15 protein-coding genes, 1 tRNA gene and 1 pseudogene are annotated in these 16,758 nt (G+C 63.9%); 12 read left to right on the forward strand and 5 right to left on the reverse strand.

What is annotated here, in order from left to right:
• Positions 1 to 55: 55 nt before the first annotated feature.
• A complete protein-coding gene (locus DB032_RS00890; RefSeq protein ID WP_107797893.1) occupies positions 56 to 3,907 on the reverse strand; it encodes a DUF3683 domain-containing protein in 3,852 nt (1,283 codons plus the stop codon).
• Between the two features lie 317 nt (positions 3,908 to 4,224).
• On the opposite strand from DB032_RS00890, the gene DB032_RS00895 reads away from it, so the two are divergent.
• From DB032_RS00895 to DB032_RS00905, 3 genes are read left to right on the forward strand one after another with little or no spacing between them, the layout of a single operon-like run.
• Positions 4,225 to 4,827, forward strand: coding sequence for a LemA family protein (locus DB032_RS00895; RefSeq protein WP_199225985.1), 603 nt, complete (start codon positions 4,225 to 4,227; stop codon positions 4,825 to 4,827).
• A gap of 1 nt (position 4,828) precedes the next feature.
• Positions 4,829 to 5,668, forward strand: coding sequence for a YgcG family protein (locus DB032_RS24785; RefSeq protein WP_107797895.1), 840 nt, complete (start codon positions 4,829 to 4,831; stop codon positions 5,666 to 5,668).
• A complete protein-coding gene (locus tag DB032_RS00905; RefSeq protein ID WP_107797896.1) occupies positions 5,668 to 6,174 on the forward strand; it encodes a TPM domain-containing protein in 507 nt (168 codons plus the stop codon). The genes DB032_RS24785 and DB032_RS00905 overlap by 1 nt, the downstream gene beginning before the upstream one ends.
• 1 nt (position 6,175) lies before the next feature.
• On the opposite strand, the gene pdxA is transcribed toward DB032_RS00905, so the two are convergent.
• The 3 genes from pdxA to DB032_RS00920 are packed head-to-tail and all read right to left on the reverse strand — an operon-like array spanning position 6,176 to position 10,730.
• On the reverse strand, positions 6,176 to 7,156 hold the full coding sequence (pdxA, locus tag DB032_RS00910) for a 4-hydroxythreonine-4-phosphate dehydrogenase PdxA (protein ID WP_107797897.1): 981 nt from the start codon (positions 7,154 to 7,156) through the stop codon (positions 6,176 to 6,178).
• Between the two features lies 1 nt (position 7,157).
• The gene (locus tag DB032_RS00915; RefSeq protein WP_199225785.1) at positions 7,158 to 8,447 is read right to left on the reverse strand and encodes a peptidylprolyl isomerase; all 1,290 of its coding nucleotides are present in this window, start codon (positions 8,445 to 8,447) and stop codon (positions 7,158 to 7,160) included.
• A 9-nt stretch (positions 8,448 to 8,456) separates the two neighbouring features.
• Positions 8,457 to 10,730, reverse strand: a complete 2,274-nt coding sequence (locus DB032_RS00920; protein WP_107797899.1) for an LPS-assembly protein LptD — start codon at positions 10,728 to 10,730, stop codon at positions 8,457 to 8,459.
• Positions 10,731 to 10,804: 74 nt separating this feature from the next.
• Here DB032_RS00920 and amgK point away from each other — a divergent pair, with 74 nt between their 5' ends.
• From amgK to DB032_RS00945, 5 genes are all read left to right on the forward strand, one after another.
• The gene (amgK, locus tag DB032_RS00925) at positions 10,805 to 11,836 is read left to right on the forward strand and encodes an N-acetylmuramate/N-acetylglucosamine kinase AmgK (protein ID WP_107797900.1); all 1,032 of its coding nucleotides are present in this window, start codon (positions 10,805 to 10,807) and stop codon (positions 11,834 to 11,836) included.
• Between the two features lie 2 nt (positions 11,837 to 11,838).
• Positions 11,839 to 12,546, forward strand: coding sequence for an N-acetylmuramate alpha-1-phosphate uridylyltransferase MurU (murU, locus tag DB032_RS00930; RefSeq protein WP_199225786.1), 708 nt, complete (start codon positions 11,839 to 11,841; stop codon positions 12,544 to 12,546).
• A gap of 4 nt (positions 12,547 to 12,550) precedes the next feature.
• Positions 12,551 to 13,102, forward strand: a complete 552-nt coding sequence (gene ruvC, locus DB032_RS00935; RefSeq protein ID WP_107797901.1) for a crossover junction endodeoxyribonuclease RuvC — start codon at positions 12,551 to 12,553, stop codon at positions 13,100 to 13,102.
• A 38-nt stretch (positions 13,103 to 13,140) separates the two neighbouring features.
• Entirely contained in the window at positions 13,141 to 13,734 is a 594-nt protein-coding gene (gene ruvA / locus DB032_RS00940; protein ID WP_107797902.1) for a Holliday junction branch migration protein RuvA, read from the forward strand.
• A 104-nt stretch (positions 13,735 to 13,838) separates the two neighbouring features.
• Positions 13,839 to 14,648: an ABC transporter substrate-binding protein gene (locus tag DB032_RS00945; protein WP_158274202.1), complete on the forward strand. Its 810-nt coding sequence runs from the start codon at positions 13,839 to 13,841 to the stop codon at positions 14,646 to 14,648.
• A gap of 157 nt (positions 14,649 to 14,805) precedes the next feature.
• Here the strand turns inward: DB032_RS00945 and DB032_RS00950 are convergent, their stop codons facing one another.
• Positions 14,806 to 15,045: a BON domain-containing protein gene (locus DB032_RS00950; RefSeq protein ID WP_107797904.1), complete on the reverse strand. Its 240-nt coding sequence runs from the start codon at positions 15,043 to 15,045 to the stop codon at positions 14,806 to 14,808.
• On the opposite strand from DB032_RS00950, the pseudogene DB032_RS00955 reads away from it, so the two are divergent.
• The 4 genes and pseudogenes from DB032_RS00955 to nusG form a co-directional block, all read left to right on the forward strand.
• Positions 15,018 to 15,692 (forward strand): annotated as a pseudogene (locus DB032_RS00955) (EF-Tu/IF-2/RF-3 family GTPase); the annotation flags it as partial. The gene DB032_RS00950 and the pseudogene DB032_RS00955 overlap by 28 nt on opposite strands.
• Positions 15,693 to 15,702: 10 nt before the next feature.
• Positions 15,703 to 15,778, forward strand: a tRNA-Trp gene (locus DB032_RS00960).
• Between the two features lie 68 nt (positions 15,779 to 15,846).
• Positions 15,847 to 16,203 carry a preprotein translocase subunit SecE gene (secE, locus tag DB032_RS00965; RefSeq protein WP_107797905.1) on the forward strand — a complete coding sequence of 119 codons (357 nt, stop codon included), beginning with the start codon at positions 15,847 to 15,849 and terminating at the stop codon, positions 16,201 to 16,203.
• A complete protein-coding gene (nusG, locus tag DB032_RS00970) occupies positions 16,203 to 16,736 on the forward strand; it encodes a transcription termination/antitermination protein NusG (protein ID WP_048411720.1) in 534 nt (177 codons plus the stop codon). The genes secE and nusG overlap by 1 nt, the downstream gene beginning before the upstream one ends.
• Positions 16,737 to 16,758 lie beyond the last annotated feature (22 nt).

Consider the following 16,758-nt stretch of genomic DNA (forward strand, 5'->3'; position numbering starts at 1 on the left):
TTCAACGCCCATTTCTATCCATCCCGCCGACGCGCAGCAGATCGTAAACAGGTTCTTACAGCAGCACGCGCTCAATGCCGCCATCGCGCGCCTGGTCCACATACTGTTTCAACCAGTTCGGCCCCAGCACATGCTTGGCGATTTCCACCACGATGTAGTCGGCCTCGGTGCCGGTGTCCGGGCCGTAGCGCGACAAGCCTTGCAGGCAGGACGGGCAGGAGGTCAGGATCTTCACCGGCTGGGCAGGCTTGGCGCCGCCGGTCAGCGCCTGCAGGTTCTTGTTGATTTCCTCTTCCTTGCGCGAGCGCACCTGGGTGGCGATGTCCGGCCGGCTGGCGGCGAAGGTGCCGGATTCGCCGCAGCAGCGGTCCGACAGCGCCACGCCGCCGCCCAAGAGCTCGTTGACCACCTTCATCGGCTGATAGGTCTTCATCGGCGTGTGGCAGGGGTCGTGATACAGGTATTGCTGGCCGCCGACGCCGTCCAGCTTGACGCCCTTCTCCATCAGGTATTCATGGATGTCGATGATGCGGCAGCCGGGGAAGATGTCTTCGAAGCGGTATTGCGACAATTGGTCGTAGCAGGTGCCGCAGCTGACCACCACGGTCTTGATGTCCAGGTAGTTCAGCGTGGTGGCCACGCGGTGGAACAGCACCCGGTTCTCGGTGGTGATGGCGTCGCCCTTGTCCTGATAGCCGGCGCTGGTCTGCGGATAGCCGCAGCACAGATAGCCGGGCGGCAGCACGGTCTGCGCGCCGACATGCCACAGCATGGCCTGGGTGGCGAGGCCGACCTGGCTGAACAGGCGCTCCGAGCCGCAGCCGGGGAAGTAGAACACCGCTTCCGCGTCTTCCGACAGCTTGGGGTTGCGGATGATGGGCACGATGCTGGCGTCTTCCACGTCCAGCAGCGCGCGCGCGGTTTTCTTGGGCAGGCCGCCGGGCATGGGCTTGTTGATGAAGTGGATCACCTGCTCCTTGACCGGGGCCTTGCCGACGGTGGCCGGAGGCTGCCGGGTCTGGGAGCCTATCAGTCCCAGGCGCTTGCCCACCGCGTTGCCCAGCCGCTGCGCCTTGTAGGCGACGCCGACCAGGCCGGTGCGCAGCGCTTTGATGGTGGCCGGGTCCTTGGCGGTGAGAAAGGCCATGCCGACGGCGGTGCCGGGATTGAAGCTCTTGTTGCCGGTCTTGCGCAGGAAGTTGCGCATCGCCACCGAAACGTCGCCGAAGTCGATCTTGACCGGGCAGGGTTTGACGCAGCGGTGGCAGACCGTGCAATGGTCGGCGACGTCGGACAATTCCTCGAAATGCTTGAGGCTGACGCCGCGGCGGGTCTGCTCTTCGTAGAGGAAGGCCTCGGTCAGCAGGCCGACGCCGAGGATTTTGTTGCGCGGCGAGTACAGCAGATTGGCGCGCGGCACATGGGTGGAGCACACCGGTTTGCACTTGCCGCAGCGCAGGCAGTCCTTGATCGAATCGCTGATCGCGCCGATGTCGGATTGTTCCAGGATCAGCGACTCCGCGCCCAGCAAGGAGAAGGACGGCGTATAGGCCATGGCCAAGTCGGCGCCGGGCAGCAGCTTGCCGCGGTTGAAGTGGCCGTTGGGGTCCACTTGCTGTTTGTAGGCGCGGAAGGGGGCGATTTCCTCCTCGCTGAGGAATTCCAGCTTGGTGATGCCGATGCCGTGCTCGCCGGAGATCACGCCGCCCAGCGCGCGCGCCAGCGCCATGATGCGCTCCACCGCCTTGTGCGCGGTCTGCAGCATCTCGTAATCGTCGGAGTTGACCGGCAGGTTGGTGTGGACGTTGCCGTCGCCGGCGTGCATGTGCAGCGCGACGAAGACGCGGCTGCGCAGCACTTTTTGCTGGATGGCGCGGATGGCGGCTAGGATGGGGCCATCGGTGTTGCCGGAGAACAGCTGCTCCAGCTCGGCCTGCATTTCGCGCTTCCAACTGACGCGCACGACCATATCGCGCAGCGCGTGGAACACCGAGGCCGGCGTCGCCGCGGCGTCTTCCAGCGGCGCGTGCGGCCAGCGTTCGCGGTATTCGTGAAAGGGACGGTCAAGGTGTTCCAACAGCCATTGCCAGCGGTCGCGGGTGATGGCGAGCTGGGACAGCGCCGAGGCGCGGCGGTCGCCGATCAGTTCTTCCGACGGCAGATTGGTGTCCAGCTTGTCCACCGGCAGCCGGCCGTGGAAATATTCGGTCAGGGTGTCGAGCAGGCGCAGCTTGTTCTGGATCGACAGTTCGATATTGATGCGTTCGATGCCGTCGCTGTAATCGCCCAGCCGCGGCAGCGGGATCACCACGTCTTCGTTGATCTTGAAGGCGTTGGTGTGCTTGGCGATGGCGGCGGTGCGGCTGCGGTCCAGCCAGAAGCGCTTGCGCGTTTCCGGGGTGATGGCGATGAAGCCTTCGCCGTGACGCGCGTTGGCCAGTCGCACCACCTGGCTGGCGGATTCCGCCGCCGCGTCCTCGTGGTCCGACACCAAATCGGCGATCAGCACCATCTTGGGCCGGCCCTTGCTTTTGGCCTTGGTCACATAGGACACCGCGCGCACATAGCGCCAGTCCAGGTGCTCTAGGCCGGCCAGCTGCACGCCGGCGGCGAGGCCGGCGCCGCCGGGTTTGAACAGGTCGGTGATTTCGACGATGGCCGGCGTGGCCTCGGCCACGGTGCCGAAGAATTCCAGACAGACGGTGCGGATGTGCTTGGGCATGCGGTGCAGCACGAAGCGGGCGCTGGTGATGATGCCGTCGCAGCCTTCCTTCTGCACGCCGGGCAGGCCGGCCAGGAATTTGTCGGTGACGTCCTTGCCCAGGCCCACTTTGCGGAAGGCGCTGCCGGGGATGTCCAGCTGACGGCTGGACACCACGGTCTGGCCATCGTCCTTGAGTTGGCTGACGCGGAAGCGGGCGACGTCGACGTCGTGGATCTTGCCGTAGTTGTGGCCCAGGCGTTCGATGAACTGCCATTGGCCGTCGGCGTCCACCATTTTCCAGCTGGCGAGGTTGTCCAGCGTGGTGCCCCACAGCACCGCCTTTTTGCCGCCGGCGTTCATCGCGATATTGCCGCCGATACAGGAGGCCTCGGCCGAGGTGGGGTCCACGGCGAACACCAGGCCGGCCGCCGCCGCGGCCTCGGCGACGCGGGCGGTGACCACGCCGGCGCCGCATTGTATGGTGGCGCGGGGGCCGTCCAGGCCGGGCAATTCCACCTGTTCGACGCCGAGGTGGCGGTCCAGCTTCTCAGTGTTGATCACCGCGCTCATGCGGTCCAGTGGCACCGCGCCGCCGGTGTAGCCGGTGCCGCCGCCGCGCGGAATGATGGTCAGGCCCAGCTCGATACAGGCGCGCACCAGCGGCGCGATTTCGGCTTCGCCGTCCGGGCTGAGCACCACGAAGGGGTATTCGACGCGCCAGTCGGTGGCGTCGGTGACGTGGGCGACGCGGGACAGGCCGTCGAACTGGATATTGTCGCGGCGGGTGAGCCGGGACAGCTTCTTCAGGATCTTGGCGCGCAGTTCGCGGGTATCCTCGAACTGTTCGGCGAAGCGCTCGACGGCGGCGCGGGCCGCCGTCAGCATCTTGCCCACCTTGTCGTTGCCTTCGCGGCGTTTTTCCACTTCGGCCAGCCGGTGGCGCATCGCGTCCACCAAGGCGGCCAGCCGCTTGGGATTGTCCAGCAGGTCGTCGACCAGATAGGGGTTGCGGTCCACCACCCAGATATCGCCCAAGACCTCGAACAGCATGCGGGCGGAGCGGCCGGTCTTGCGTTCGGCGCGCAGTTCTTCCAGCAGCTTCCACATCGGCGCGCCCAGCAGGCGGATGAAGATTTCGCGGTCGGAATACGAGGTGTAGTTGTACGGGATCTCCCGCACACGGGCTTGGGTGGTGGTGGTCATTGTCCGTGCAGCTGTCATTATTGGAAAAACGTCCACCAGTGTAGCCCAATTGTTGCGTTGCGAAAAACCCGTATTCACTAGGGATTTCCCTCTTTACTTCAAGATATTGGCGCGAATTGTATATTGTTGGGCAAGGCGGGCCGGGGGCGGAGCGCGCCGGTCTTGCCGGTCTGGCCGCGCAGGGGAGGGAATGGTGCGCGCTATTCCATAGGCGGGGCGAAAACTGCTGGTTTTATGCTTTTTATGGGTAAACTGAAGCTCGAACGCGTTGCGCTGATCGGGATGGCGCGGCCACGACGGGAATGGAGAACAGGATGATGTGGAAGAAGTGGGTGATGGCTTTGTTATTGGCGGCGTCGCTGAGCGGCTGCGGTTACAACGCGATGCAGACTCAGGACGAGGCGGCCAACGCGGCCTGGTCCGAGGTGATCAATCAATACCAGCGGCGCGCGGATCTGATTCCCAATCTGGTCAAAACGGTGCAAGGCTACGCCAAGCATGAAAAAGAGGTGCTGACCCAAGTCACCGCCGCGCGGGCGCGGGTGGGCAGCATCCAGATGGATGCGTCGATGGCGACGGACGAGAAAAAGCTCAATGATTTCGCCGCGGCGCAGAATCAGCTGGGCTCGGCCTTGTCCCGCTTGCTGGTGGTGTCGGAAAACTATCCGCAGTTGAAGGCGGATCAATCCTTCCGCGATCTGCAGGCGCAGCTGGAAGGCACCGAGAACCGCATCGCCTTGGCGCGCAAGCGTTATATCGATTCGGTGCAGGCGTACAACAGCACGGTGCGGACCTTTCCCAATAATCTGACCGCGATGATGTTCAGCCTGAAGACCCGGCCGAATTTCACCGTGGAGAACGAGAAGGCCATTTCCACCGCGCCGCAGGTCAGCTTCGGCGAGCCGGAGGCGAGCAAATAAGATGAGGGCGCTATGGCGTTGCTTGGGCATCGCGTTGCTGCTGTGCGCGCAGATGGCGCGGGCGGAACTGGCGGTGCCGCCGCCCAGTTCGCCGGTGGTGGATCTGGCCGGTTTTTTATCGGCGGACGAGCGCGGACAATTGGAACGGCAATTGCTGAGCTTTCATCAGCGCAAAGGCAGTCAGCTGGCGGTCTTGATCGTGCCGTCGGTGGGGCCGGAAACGCCTTTTGACTACGGCACCCGGGTGATGGACGCCTGGAAGCTGGGGCGCAAGGGGGTGGACGACGGCGTGCTGTTGCTGATCGTGGCGGATCAGCACAAGACCCAGTTGTTGGTGGGCCGCGGCCTGGAGGGCGCGATTCCCGACATCTACGCCAAGCGCATTCTGCAGGACACGCTGAGGCCTCTGTTCAAGCAGGGTTTGCGCTTTCAGGGCATTCAAGCGGCGGCGTCGCAGCTGGAAGGCCTGATCGACGGCGAAAAGCTGCCCCCGCCGACGCGGATTCAGCAGCAGGGCTGGGAAGACAGTTGGCCGGCGCTGGCGTTCGCGGTCTTGTTCGGCGCCGGCGTCGTCAGCCGCCTGTTCGGACGCTTGATCGGCAGCCTCATCATGGGCGGCCTGGGCGTCGCCGCGGCCTTGCTGCTGGGCGGAGGCGTCTTGTTCGCCTTGCTGGCCGGGGCGGTGGCGGCGCTTCTGTGCCTGGTGATCGGCGCCCACGGCTTGTCGTTCGGCGGCGGAGGCGGCGGGAGTTGGCGCGGCGGAAGCAGCGGCGGCCGCGGAGGCGGCTGGTCCGGCGGCGGCGGGGGATTTGGCGGCGGCGGCGCTTCGGGAGATTGGTGATGTGGAAATCATGGCATAGAGCGCTGCGTCATCTGGCCAGCACCGGCTATTTGGCGCGACGGCGTTTTCCCGCCGCGGAACTGGCGCGTTTGCAGCAAGGCATCGCGGCTTCGGAACGCGAACACGCCGGTCAGCTGCGCTTTGTGGTGGAGTCGGCGCTGGATTGGCGCGACGCCTGGCGCGGCATGAGCGCTCGAGAACGGGCGCTGGAGTGGTTCGGTCTGCTGAGGGTATGGGACACCGAGGAGAACACCGGTGTGCTGGTGTATGTGTTGCTGGCGGAGCGCCGCATTGAAATCGTCGCCGATCGCGGCATAGACCGGCGGGTGCCGTCGCGGGCCTGGGAGGAGATTTGCGCCGAAGTCGGACGCGCGATGGCGGAAGGCAAGCAAGTGGCCGGCCTGGAGGCCGGCTTGTGGCGGATACACGCTTTGTTGATCGAGCATGCGCCGCTCCGAGGCGGGCCCAGCGTCAACGAGTTGCCGGACGAGGTGATCGTCCGCTGAGTCAGTTCGCGGCGGAGGCGGCCAGTTGCGCCGCCAGCTGCACGGCCTCGAACAGACTGCCCGGGTGGGCCTGACCGCTGCCGGCCAGATCCAGCGCGGTGCCGTGGTCGACCGAGGTACGGACGATGGGCAGGCCCAGGGTGATGTTGATGCCGGCGCCGAAGCTGGCGTGCTTGAGCACCGGCAAGCCTTGATCGTGATACATCGCCAGCACCGCGTCGCAGCGCCGCAGCTTGTCGGGGTTGAACAGGGTGTCGGCCGGCAAGGGGCCGATTAGGTCCATGCCCTCGCCGCGCAGCCGCGCCAGCAGCGGTTCGATGACCTCGATTTCCTCGCGCCCCAGATGGCCGCCTTCGCCCGCGTGCGGATTCAGGCCCGCCACCAGCACGCGCGGCGCGGCGATGCCGAACTTGGCGCGCAGATCCCCGTGCAGGATGCGGATGACCTGCTCCAGGCTGTCCGCGGTGATGGCGTCGGCGACGTCCCGCAGCGGCAGATGGGTGGTGGCCAGCGCCACGCGCATGCCGCCGCCGGCCAACATCATCACCACCTTGGGCGTGTGCGTGCGTTCGGCCAGGTATTCGGTGTGGCCGGAGAAGGCGACGCCGCCGTCGTTGATGACGCCCTTGTGCACCGGCGCGGTCACCATGGCGGCGAACTCGCCGCTAAGGCAGCCGTCGATGGCGCGGTCCAGCGTCGCCAGCACATAGCCGGCGTTGGCCGGGTCCAGCCGGCCGGGAGCGGCCGGAACCGCCAGCGGCACATGGCAAACTTCCAGTCCCTGCGCCGGCGCGGGCGTATCCGGCGCGTAATCGCGCAGCGCGAGCGAGAGGCCCAGCTGCCGCGCGCGCGCGGCCAGCAAGGTCTTGTCGCCGATCAGCACGCAGCGCGCGCCGACGCCGGCCTCCGTCAGCCGCAGCGCCAGATCCGGCCCCACGCCGGCCGGCTCTCCGGTGGTGACGGCCAATACGGGGAGGCTCATCTTACTTCTCGTCCAGCCGTTCTTCGACGAAGGCGGAGTCGCGCAGCTGGCGCACCCAGTCGGCGTACGCCTGTTCGATCTTGCGGGAGCGGATCTGTTGTTTGACCGCCAGCCGCTCGCGGTCGCCGGACACGTCTTGATTGCGCTTGCCTTCCACCAGGATCAAATGCCAGCCGAAGGGCGTGCGCACCGCCGGCGACAATTGGCCGATAGGCAGTTGCGTCATCGCGCTCTCAAAATCCGGCACCAGATCGCCCAGATTGACCCAGCCCAGATCGCCGCCCTTGGCGTTGCTGCCGTCTTCGGAGTAGAGCTTGGCCATGTCGGCGAACTTGGCGCCGCGCTGGATGCGGTCGCGCACCTGTTCGATGCGGGTTTTGGCGTCGTTGGCCGACACCGCCTCGTTGGTGCGGATCAGAATGTGGCGCACATGGTATTGCTCCACCATCATCGGCGCGCCGCTGTCGCGTTTGTCCTGCAATTGGAAGATGAAGAAGCCTTGCTGGGTGCGGATCACATTGGTGTGCTGGCCGGTTTTCAGCTGTTCCAGCATCTGCACGAACTCAACCGGCAGCGATACCGCGCTGCGCCAGCCCATGTCGCCGCCTTTCAGCGCATTGGGGGCGTCGGAGTAGCTGGCCGATACCTTGGCGAAGGCTTGGCCGGCCTCCAGCTCCGTCAGCGCTTTCTCGGCCTTCTTCGACAGCGTGTCGATCTGCTTGGCGTCGGCGCGTTCCGGCACGTTGATCAGGATGCTGGCCAGGTGGTATTCGGCGCGGTTGCCGCTCTGCGCGCTTTTCAGCACCTGATCGACTTCGGTCTCGTTGACGTTGACCTTGGCGGCGACTTCGCTGTCGCGCAGGCGCGCGATGGTCAGTTCCTTGCGCACTTCGGCGCGCAGCTTGTCGAAGGCCAGGCCTTCCTTGGCCAGCTGGGCTTTCAGGCCGGCCACGTCCATCTTGTTCTGCTTGGCCAGATTGGCCACCGCCTGATCCACCGCGGCGTCGTCGATGCGCAGGCCGCCGCTGGCGGCGTACTGCAGCTGAACCTCCTCGGTGATCATCTGTTCCAGCATCTGTTTTTCCAGCACGGCGCGCGCCGGCGGCGTCACTTTCTGCGCTTGCAGCTGTTTGATGGCTTCGTCGACGCGTGATTGCAGATCCAGCCAGGTGATCACGTTCTTGTTGACCACCGCGACGATGCGGTCCACTTCTTTGACCGGGGCGGCGGGAGCGGCGACGGCGCCTTGCAGGGCGCCGGCCAGCAGCAGGGCGAGCAGAGTCTGTTTCATGATCATCGCTTATAAATCGTTAGTCTTGCTATAGCCGGGAATCGCCAGCTTCAGCGTGTTGAGCGGATTGTTGCCGAAGCCGCCAAGGCCCTTGAATTCCAGCTGGAAATAAATGGCGTTCTTGGTGGTGGTCAGGTCGCTGACATAGCGCTGACCGACCAGGCGCGCCGACCAGCAACCGTCGTTGTACTCGAATCCGGCCAGTTGTTCCAGCGGCTTGCGGTCGGCCAGCGAATAGTTGTAGCGGCCCAGCGCGTACCATTTCTTGGCGATAGGCCATTGGGCGCCGATGTCGACCTGGCGCAAGGGGCCGTACTTTGATGAGTTGTCCTGCTGTTCGTAGCGACCGTAGCGGTAACGGGCGCTGAGCACCTTGCCGGGCGCCGGGTTGTAGCGCAGCTGGGCATTGTAGCGTTCGGTGGTTTTCAGCGCCTCGTTCCACTCATAGGAGCTGTCCAAGCGCCATCCCTGGGCCAGATCGCCGCTGGCGCCCAGCAGCAGATTGGAGCCGCTGACGGTGCGTTGTTGCGGCACGCCGGTCAGGGAGATGTCGTCCTGATTGAAATAATAGCGCTTGCCCACGGTCAGCCGGATTCGTTCCAGGCCGTTTTGCTGGCTGATCAGGCGGCTGGTCAGCGCCGTGGTCAGCTGATTGGCGCCGTTGATGCGGTCCGAGCCGGAGAAGCGGTTTTCGGTGAACAATTGCGCAAAATTGAAATCGTTTTCCGAGGTGTCGAAGTTGGGCAGATTGTTCTGGCTGCGAGTCGGGATATTGACGTAGAACAGACGCGGCTCCAGCGTCAGCAGATGGTCCTGGCCCAGAAACTCGGTATCGCGGTCGAAATAGAGGCCGGCGTCGGTGCTGAAAATGGGCAGGCTGCGCGACACCGAGCGGCTTTGCTGGCCGGGCAGCGCGTCCAGATTATATTCGGTCAGGTGCAGGCCAAGCTTGGGACGCAGAAAGCCCCAGCTTTTGTCCAGGCTCCACGTCAGGCTGGGATAGGCGACCAGGCGGTCGCCGGTTTGCAGAGTCGGATGGGAGAAGCGGGTCAGCTCGCTTTGCAGATTGGCGCTGAAGCCCTGCGGCAATTGCTGGCTGGCGCTGAACGTCAGCTGCGGTAGCCGCGCATAGGGTATGTCCCCTGGTGAGGGGTTTGCCAGCAGGGTCTGGTAGCGCTGAGCGCGCAAGGTGGCGTTGGCCGAGCCGCCCTGCCAGCCGAAGCCGTAGCTGAGCCAGGCCTCGCGCACCAGGTTGACGTTGGTGGCGATGCTGAGACGGTCGCCGAAATCCTTGAAATAGTTGGGGTCAGAGACGTAGTTGGCGTTGTAGCCGAAAGTCAGGCCCGGTGCCAGCGTCTGGCCATGGGTCGCATACCAGGCGTAGCGATTCTTGTCGGTGACCTTGTCCTTGGGCAATTGTTCGGTGTAGATCGAGCCGGCGTAATTGGGCTGCAGATAGCGGAATTCCGCACCTAGCATGGTGCCGTGCTTGTCGTTGAAATGCGGGGTGATGGTCGCGTCGTAGTTGGGCGCGATATTCCAGTAATAGGGCAGCGCGACTTCAGTGCCGTTGCTGCCGGTCTTGAAGGTGGGCGGCAGGAAACCGCTCTTGCGGTTGCCGTTGAGCGGGAAGTCCATCCACGGTGTGTACAGGATGGGCACGCCGTAGAAATTCAGCCGCGCGTTGCGGGCGGTGCCGACGCCGTTGTTGTAGTCGAGGTCCAGCAGCGAGGAGTTCAGATACCAGGAGTCGTCGCCGGGTTCGCAGCTATTGATGCGGCTGTTGTAGACCCGGTACTCGTTCTGGCCGCGGAAATCCACTTGCTGGCCGTCGCCGCGCATCGGCACCGTGCTCATCGGACGGGTGGCGGCCGGCGCGCCCTTGGCGGCGGGCGCCGGCTTGCCCATGGCGAACACCGGGTTCATGCCGGTGCCGCTGTAGTTGGCGACGTTGTAATCCAGCGTGGTGCCGGTGACCACGTCGACGCCGCGCGTCATCTTGAAGCGGTCGCCGGCCTTGACCCGGTCCTTGTTCTGGTAATAGTCCAGCCAGTCGGACTCCAGTTTCTGGTCGTCGCGGGTGACCACCACATTGCCGCGGGCTTTCAGCTCCACATTCATCTCGCCGTCCATATCGTCGGCGGTGACGTGGGTCTGGCCTTCGGCCTTGGGCGGGGTGGGCAGGGCGATAGGGGCGTCTTCATCGGCCAGCGCCAGCGCCGGCTGTAGTGAGAACGCGGCCGCCAGCGCCAGGGCCAGCGGATTGGGTTTGATTCTGGGCATGCACAAAGCCATATCTAAGGGGCGGCGGGGCAGTATAAAATCAGCCAATTCTATCAGCACCAAGACGAAGCGACATGCATAGACAGGAACTCATCAAAAAATGGCTGGCAGATTTGTACCCGGGACAGGACATCGGGCTTGAATTCGCTGCCGCGGATGCCGACTTCCGGCGCTACTTCCGTGCGACCTGGCCGGACGGCGCGAGTTGCATCGTGATGGATGCGCCGCCGGAAAAAATGAGCACCGACGCCTATGTGCAAGTGCGCGACGTTTTCGCCATGGTCAATGTTCCCAAGCTGCTGGCGCGGGATAGAGAGCAGGGTCTGCTGCTGCTGGAGGACCTGGGCCGGGTCACCTATCTGGCCGCCTTGGAGCATGATGGGCGCGAACAGGTGCGGCGCCATCTATTGCTGGAGGCGCTGGACACCCTGGTGGAGATCCAGTCCGCCAGTCAGCCGGGAGTGTTGCCGGAATACGACGAAGCGCTGCTGACGCGCGAGTTGAACCTGTTTCCGGAGTGGTTCTGCGCCAAGGAATTGGGCCGGCCGCTGGATTTCGCGCAACGCCAGCTGTGGGACGCCGGGGTCAAGGCCTTGCTGCCGGTGTTGCTGGCCCAGTCCAAGGTGTTCGTGCACAGGGATTTCATCGTGCGTAATCTGATGCTGACGCCGGGCAAGCCCGGGGTGTTGGATTTTCAGGATGCGGTGTACGGTCCGGTCAGCTACGACATCGTCAGCCTGCTGCGCGACGCTTTCATCGAGTGGGACGAGCCCTTCGTGCTCGATATCGCGATCCGCTACTGGGAAAAGGCGCGCGCCGCCGGCCTGCCGGTGCCGGCCGAATTCGACGTCTTCTACCGTGATTTCGAATGGATGGGCGTGCAGCGCCACCTGAAAGTGACCGGCATCTTCGCGCGTCTGTTCCATCGCGACGGCAAGGACAAGTACCGCGCCGAGATTCCGCGTTTCATCAAGTATCTGAAACGGACCACCCGCCGTTACCAGGAACTGGCGCCGCTCTATCAGCTGTTGCTGCAGTTGGTGGGCAAGGACCAGACCGATGACGAGCTGCAATCGACCTACCCGGCCTTGAGCTACAAGGGATGAGCATGCCGATAGCCATGATTTTGGCGGCCGGCCGCGGCGAGCGGATGCGGCCGCTGACCGACCATGCGCCCAAGCCCTTGCTGGAGGTGGGCGGCAAGCCCCTGATCGTCTGGCAGATCGAGCGCTTGGTGGCGGCCGGTTTCGCCGACATCGTGATCAATCACGCCTGGCTGGGCGCGCAGATAGAACAGGTGCTGGGAGACGGCGGCCGCTTTGGCGCGCGCATCGCCTATTCCGCCGAGGGCGAGCCCTTGGAAACCGCAGGCGGCATCGCCAAGGCCTTGCCCAGTTTGCGGGCGGGGCGGGAGCGCGCTTTTCTGTGCGTGGCGGCGGACATTTATACCGATTACGACTACGCAAGCCTGCTGCCGCGGCTGGACGCGCTGGAGGGCCTTGAGGAACCGGGCATGCACCTGGTGATGACAGACAATCCGGCTTTTCACGCGGGCGGGGATTTCGCCTTGGAGCCGGACGGCGGCCTGCGCGCCGACGGCGAGCGCAAGCTGACCTTCTCCAGCATCGGCCTTTACGATACCCGCATGTTCGCCGGCCTTTCCGCAGGCCGCTTCGCGCCGATGCGTCCGTTTTACGACGCCGCGATCGCGGCCGGACGGGCCAGCGGCGAGTATTTCAACGGCGTCTGGCACAATGTGGGCACGCCGCAGCAATTGTGGCAGTTGGATGCGCAATTGCGCGCCGTCCCGGGCTGAGGCGATGTCGGCTCAGCTTTTTCCCGGCGCGCGCCGCATCCTCGGCATCGACCCCGGCAGCCGCATCACCGGCTTCGGGGTGATCGACCTGGTCGGCCAGCAACGCCATTACGTGGCCTCCGGCTGCATCCGCACGCCGCCGGGCGCGCCTTTGAGCGATCGCATCCGCGTGATCGTCGACGGCCTGTTCGGCGTGATCGATACCTACCAACCACAGGCGGCGGCGATCGAGCAAGTGTTCGTCAACGTCAATCCGGCGGCCACGCTGATGCTGGGTCAGGCGCGCGGCGCCTGCATCAGCGCGCTGGTGTTGCGGGACCTGCCGGTGGCGGAATACACCGCGCTGCAGGTCAAGCAGTCCGTCGCCGGTCACGGCAAGGCCGCCAAGGAGCAGGTGCAGCACATGGTGGTGCGGATGCTTAATTTGTCCGGCACGCCCCAGGCCGACGCCGCCGACGCGCTGGCGGTGGCCTTGGCGCACGCCAATCTCAGCGCCGGCGCCTTGGGCCAGCTGGCGCAGAGCGGCCTGAAAATTCGCGGCGGCCGGCTGGTCTAGCCGACGCGCCTGTAATCGCTTGAAGAAAGAACCGGAACATGATTGGACGCCTGAGCGGCAATCTCATCGAAAAACTGCCCCCGCAAGTGGTGTTGGACGTCAACGGGGTCGGCTATGAAGTCGATGTGCCGATGACCACTTTTTATCAATTACCGGCCTTGGGTCAGAAAACCACGCTGTTCACCCATCTGGTGGTGCGAGAAGACGCCCATCTGCTGTTCGGCTTCGCCAGCAAGGAGGATAGACAGACCTTCCGGCAACTGGTCAAGGTGACCGGCATCGGCGCCAAGATCGCCCTGGCCATCCTGTCCGGCATGACCACCGATGAACTGGCGGTGGCGGTGGCCAGCGAAGACATCAAGCGCTTGTCCGCGGTGCCGGGCATAGGCAAGAAGACCGCCGAGCGCCTGGTGCTGGAGCTGCGCGGCAAATTGGCCACCGGCAGCACGCTGACCGCGCCGGGGGGCCTGGCTTTCGCCGCCACGCCGGATGAGAAGGGCGACATCGTCAACGCCTTGCTGGCCTTGGGTTACAACGAGAAGGAGGCCGCGGCCGCCACCAAGGGCCTGCCGGCCGAGGTGACGGTGAGCGAGGGCGTGCGTCTCGCCCTGAAGAGCCTGATGAAGTTCTGAAAACGCGAGCCGGCTCTTAAAGCCGGCGGCGCTTTGCCTATAGTGGGGAGTGCCGTGCGCTGGGCATGGCGATGAATCCGGCATGGCCGGGAGGCGTACCCACCGTGAAAACAGGACTGGCGCGAGCATGTCTGTTGCTGGCGGCCTGCTGGGCCGGCGGCGCTCATGGCGGCGTGTCGTGTCCGCAGCGGCCGATCCGTTTCGCTTTTTACGAGATCGGCCAGTTCTACAGCGCCGGCCGCGGCTTGGATCGAGACGTGGCGGAGGAATTGCGGCGGCGCAGCGGTTGCGAGTTCGAGTTCGTGGTGATGCCGCGGGCTCGCATCTGGCAGGAACTGGAAGCCGGCTCGCTGGATATGACCGGTTCCGTGATCGAGACTCCGGAACGCAGCAAAATCTATTGGTTTTTCAACTATATCCAGCTGCGTCAGTATGCGATTTTATCGATAGACGTGCCCGACTCCATCCGCTCGATGGAGTCCTTCATCCAGGATGCTCCATCCAGCCGCTGGGCCATCGTGCGGAGTTACAGCACCAGCCGTTATTTCGATCCCTTGGTCTTGCAATTGGGCGTGCAGCGCCGTTTGGTGGAAGTGGCGGAGGAGGATGTCCTGTTCCGCATGCTGGACCAGCGCCGCGTTGCGGGCATTTTCTCCACGCCCATGGTGTATCGGCAGAAAATCAGACAACACGGTTTGGAAGACAGAGTGAAAGTGGCGGACTGGGAGAAGGACGACGCGCCCAGCCCGCGCAGCCTGGTGTTGACCAAGCGCGCTTTCCCCGACAGCGAAGCCAGAGCCTGGCGCCAGTTGGTTGACGGCATGAACCGCGACGACACCATGCTGCGTCTGATCAACCGCTATATGAGCAGGGACGAAGCCGCTGCAGCGGTGTGGGCTGGCGGAAAACGATAGCGCCCGCGAATAAAAAAGGCCACCCAGAAGGGCGGCGAATGGAGGCGGGCACACTTGCGTGCGTTCCTTGGGACGACTCCGGGTAAAGCGAGGGTCGGCGCTGCTGTACTCAGGGCAAGCGAGCCAGACGGGCAGCGTGCCGACGAACTAGAGGGGTTTAGCCTGCGGCTTTGAGGGTGACGTTGGTGCGAACCGCGGTCACGCCCGGCACGCGGGAGGCTTCTTCGGCCACGCGGCGCAGCGCTTCTTCACTGGGCGCGGTGCCGCTCAGGGTGACTTCGCCGGCCTTCACGCTGGTCTGGATATTGGCGCCAACCTGGGCTGCGGCTTTGGTCACGGCTTCCTGAACCGCCTGATTCAGGCCGGCGGCGGCGCTCGGCGCGGCTTCGGCGATCAGGGCTTCAGCCGCGCTGGCGTCGCCTTTGGCGCAAGCTGGCTGCTGCTCTGGATTCCTACATCCCGACTCCGGAGCGCGCCATCGACAAGCCGTTCCTGCTGCCGATCGAAGACGTGTTCTCGATCTCCGGTCGCGGCACCGTGGTAACCGGTCGCGTAGAGCGCGGCATTGTTAAAGTCGGCGAAGAGCTGGAAATCGTGGGCCTGAAGGCTACCGCGAAGACCACTTGCACTGGCGTGGAAATGTTCCGCAAGCTGCTGGACCAAGGTCAAGCCGGCGACAACGTGGGCGTGCTGCTGCGCGGCACCAAGCGTGAAGACGTTGAGCGTGGTCAGGTACTGGCCAAGCCGGGTTCCATCACCCCGCACACCAAGTTCCAGGCTTCGGTATACGTACTGAGCAAAGACGAAGGTGGCCGTCACACCCCGTTCTTCGCGAACTACCGTCCGCAGTTCTACTTCCGCACCACCGACGTAACGGGCGCCGTTACCCTGTCGGAAGGCGTGGAAATGGTAATGCCGGGCGACAACGTGGAGATCACGGTTGAGCTGATCGCTCCGATCGCCATGGAAGATGGTCTGCGTTTCGCCATCCGCGAAGGCGGTCGTACCGTCGGCGCCGGTGTGGTAGCTAAGATCATCGCTTAATCAGGTTTAAAGGCCAGTAGCTCAATTGGTAGAGTATCGGTCTCCAAAACCGAGGGTTGGGGGTTCGAGACCCTCCTGGCCTGCCAATTAAGACCAGCCGGCGCTTGTGCGCCGGTTGGTCTTTTGTCGCATACGCGCAAGAGAAGATATCGACATGGAAATGCAAGATAAAATCAAGCTGGCGCTGGCCGGTTTGCTGGTGGCGGCCGGTATCGTCGGCTTTTACATGATTCCGGCGGACCAGGGTATTTTGCGCGCGCTTTCGTTTGTGGCTGGCGTGATTCTGGCGGTTGGGGCGGTTTGGCTGTCGCAGCCGGGCAAGAGTTTCGTCACTTACGCCAACGAGTCTCTGGTTGAGGCTCGCAAGGTGGTGTGGCCCACTCGCAAAGAGGCGATGCAGATGACCGGCATGGTGTTTGTTTTCGTGCTGGTGCTGGCCTTGTTCATGTGGTTGGTGGACTCCAGTCTGTCCTGGTTGTTTTATGATGTGATTCTCGGTCGAGGTAAATAATGGCAATGCGCTGGTATGTGGTTCACGCTTATTCTGGCTTTGAAAAAAGCGTGCAAAAGGCGTTGCGCGAGCGCATCGAGCGTTCTCATGTCGCCGATCAATTTGGTCAAATCCTGGTGCCGGTGGAAGAGGTTGTCGACGTCAAGAATGGCCGTCGCTCCATTACCGAGCGCAAGTTTTTCCCGGGCTATGTGTTGGTCGAGATGGAAATGACCGACGATACCTGGCATCTGGTCAAGAGCACGCCGAAAGTGACCGGTTTTGTTGGCGGCACCGCCAACCGCCCGGCGCCGATTTCCAAGAAGGAAGTCGAGGCCATCATGCAGCAGATGCAAGAGGGCGTGGAAAAGCCGAAGCCGAAGGTGCTGTTCGAAGTGGGCGAGAAGGTGCGCGTCATCGACGGCCCGTTCAACGACTTCAACGGTTCGGTCGACGAGGTGAACTACGAGCGCAACAAGCTGCGCGTGTCGGTGCAGATTTTTGGTCGCGACACCCCGGTTGAGCTCGAATTCAGTCAGGTTGAGAAGTTGTAAGCCTGCCTCTTGGCAAGCTTTT

This window comes from Chromobacterium sp. Panama, from assembly GCF_003052555.1.
Lineage (GTDB): Bacteria > Pseudomonadota > Gammaproteobacteria > Burkholderiales > Chromobacteriaceae > Chromobacterium.

What these genes read in the sequence shown, in the direction of transcription:
- DB032_RS00920 (WP_107797899.1), bottom strand. Translation starts at nt 10,730, where the DNA reads ATGCCCAGAATCAAACCCAATCCGCTGGCCCTGGCGCTGGCGGCCGCG.
- DB032_RS00890 (WP_107797893.1), bottom strand. Translation starts at nt 3,907, where the DNA reads ATGACCACCACCACCCAAGCCCGTGTGCGGGAGATCCCGTACAACTAC.
- secE (WP_107797905.1), top strand. Translation starts at nt 15,847, where the DNA reads ATGGAAATGCAAGATAAAATCAAGCTGGCGCTGGCCGGTTTGCTGGTG.
- pdxA (WP_107797897.1), bottom strand. Translation starts at nt 7,156, where the DNA reads ATGAGCCTCCCCGTATTGGCCGTCACCACCGGAGAGCCGGCCGGCGTG.
- ruvC (WP_107797901.1), top strand. Translation starts at nt 12,551, where the DNA reads ATGTCGGCTCAGCTTTTTCCCGGCGCGCGCCGCATCCTCGGCATCGAC.
- DB032_RS24785 (WP_107797895.1), top strand. Translation starts at nt 4,829, where the DNA reads ATGAGGGCGCTATGGCGTTGCTTGGGCATCGCGTTGCTGCTGTGCGCG.
- ruvA (WP_107797902.1), top strand. Translation starts at nt 13,141, where the DNA reads ATGATTGGACGCCTGAGCGGCAATCTCATCGAAAAACTGCCCCCGCAA.
- DB032_RS00895 (WP_199225985.1), top strand. Translation starts at nt 4,225, where the DNA reads ATGTGGAAGAAGTGGGTGATGGCTTTGTTATTGGCGGCGTCGCTGAGC.
- murU (WP_199225786.1), top strand. Translation starts at nt 11,839, where the DNA reads ATGCCGATAGCCATGATTTTGGCGGCCGGCCGCGGCGAGCGGATGCGG.
- DB032_RS00905 (WP_107797896.1), top strand. Translation starts at nt 5,668, where the DNA reads ATGTGGAAATCATGGCATAGAGCGCTGCGTCATCTGGCCAGCACCGGC.
- nusG (WP_048411720.1), top strand. Translation starts at nt 16,203, where the DNA reads ATGGCAATGCGCTGGTATGTGGTTCACGCTTATTCTGGCTTTGAAAAA.
- DB032_RS00915 (WP_199225785.1), bottom strand. Translation starts at nt 8,447, where the DNA reads ATGAAACAGACTCTGCTCGCCCTGCTGCTGGCCGGCGCCCTGCAAGGC.
- amgK (WP_107797900.1), top strand. Translation starts at nt 10,805, where the DNA reads ATGCATAGACAGGAACTCATCAAAAAATGGCTGGCAGATTTGTACCCG.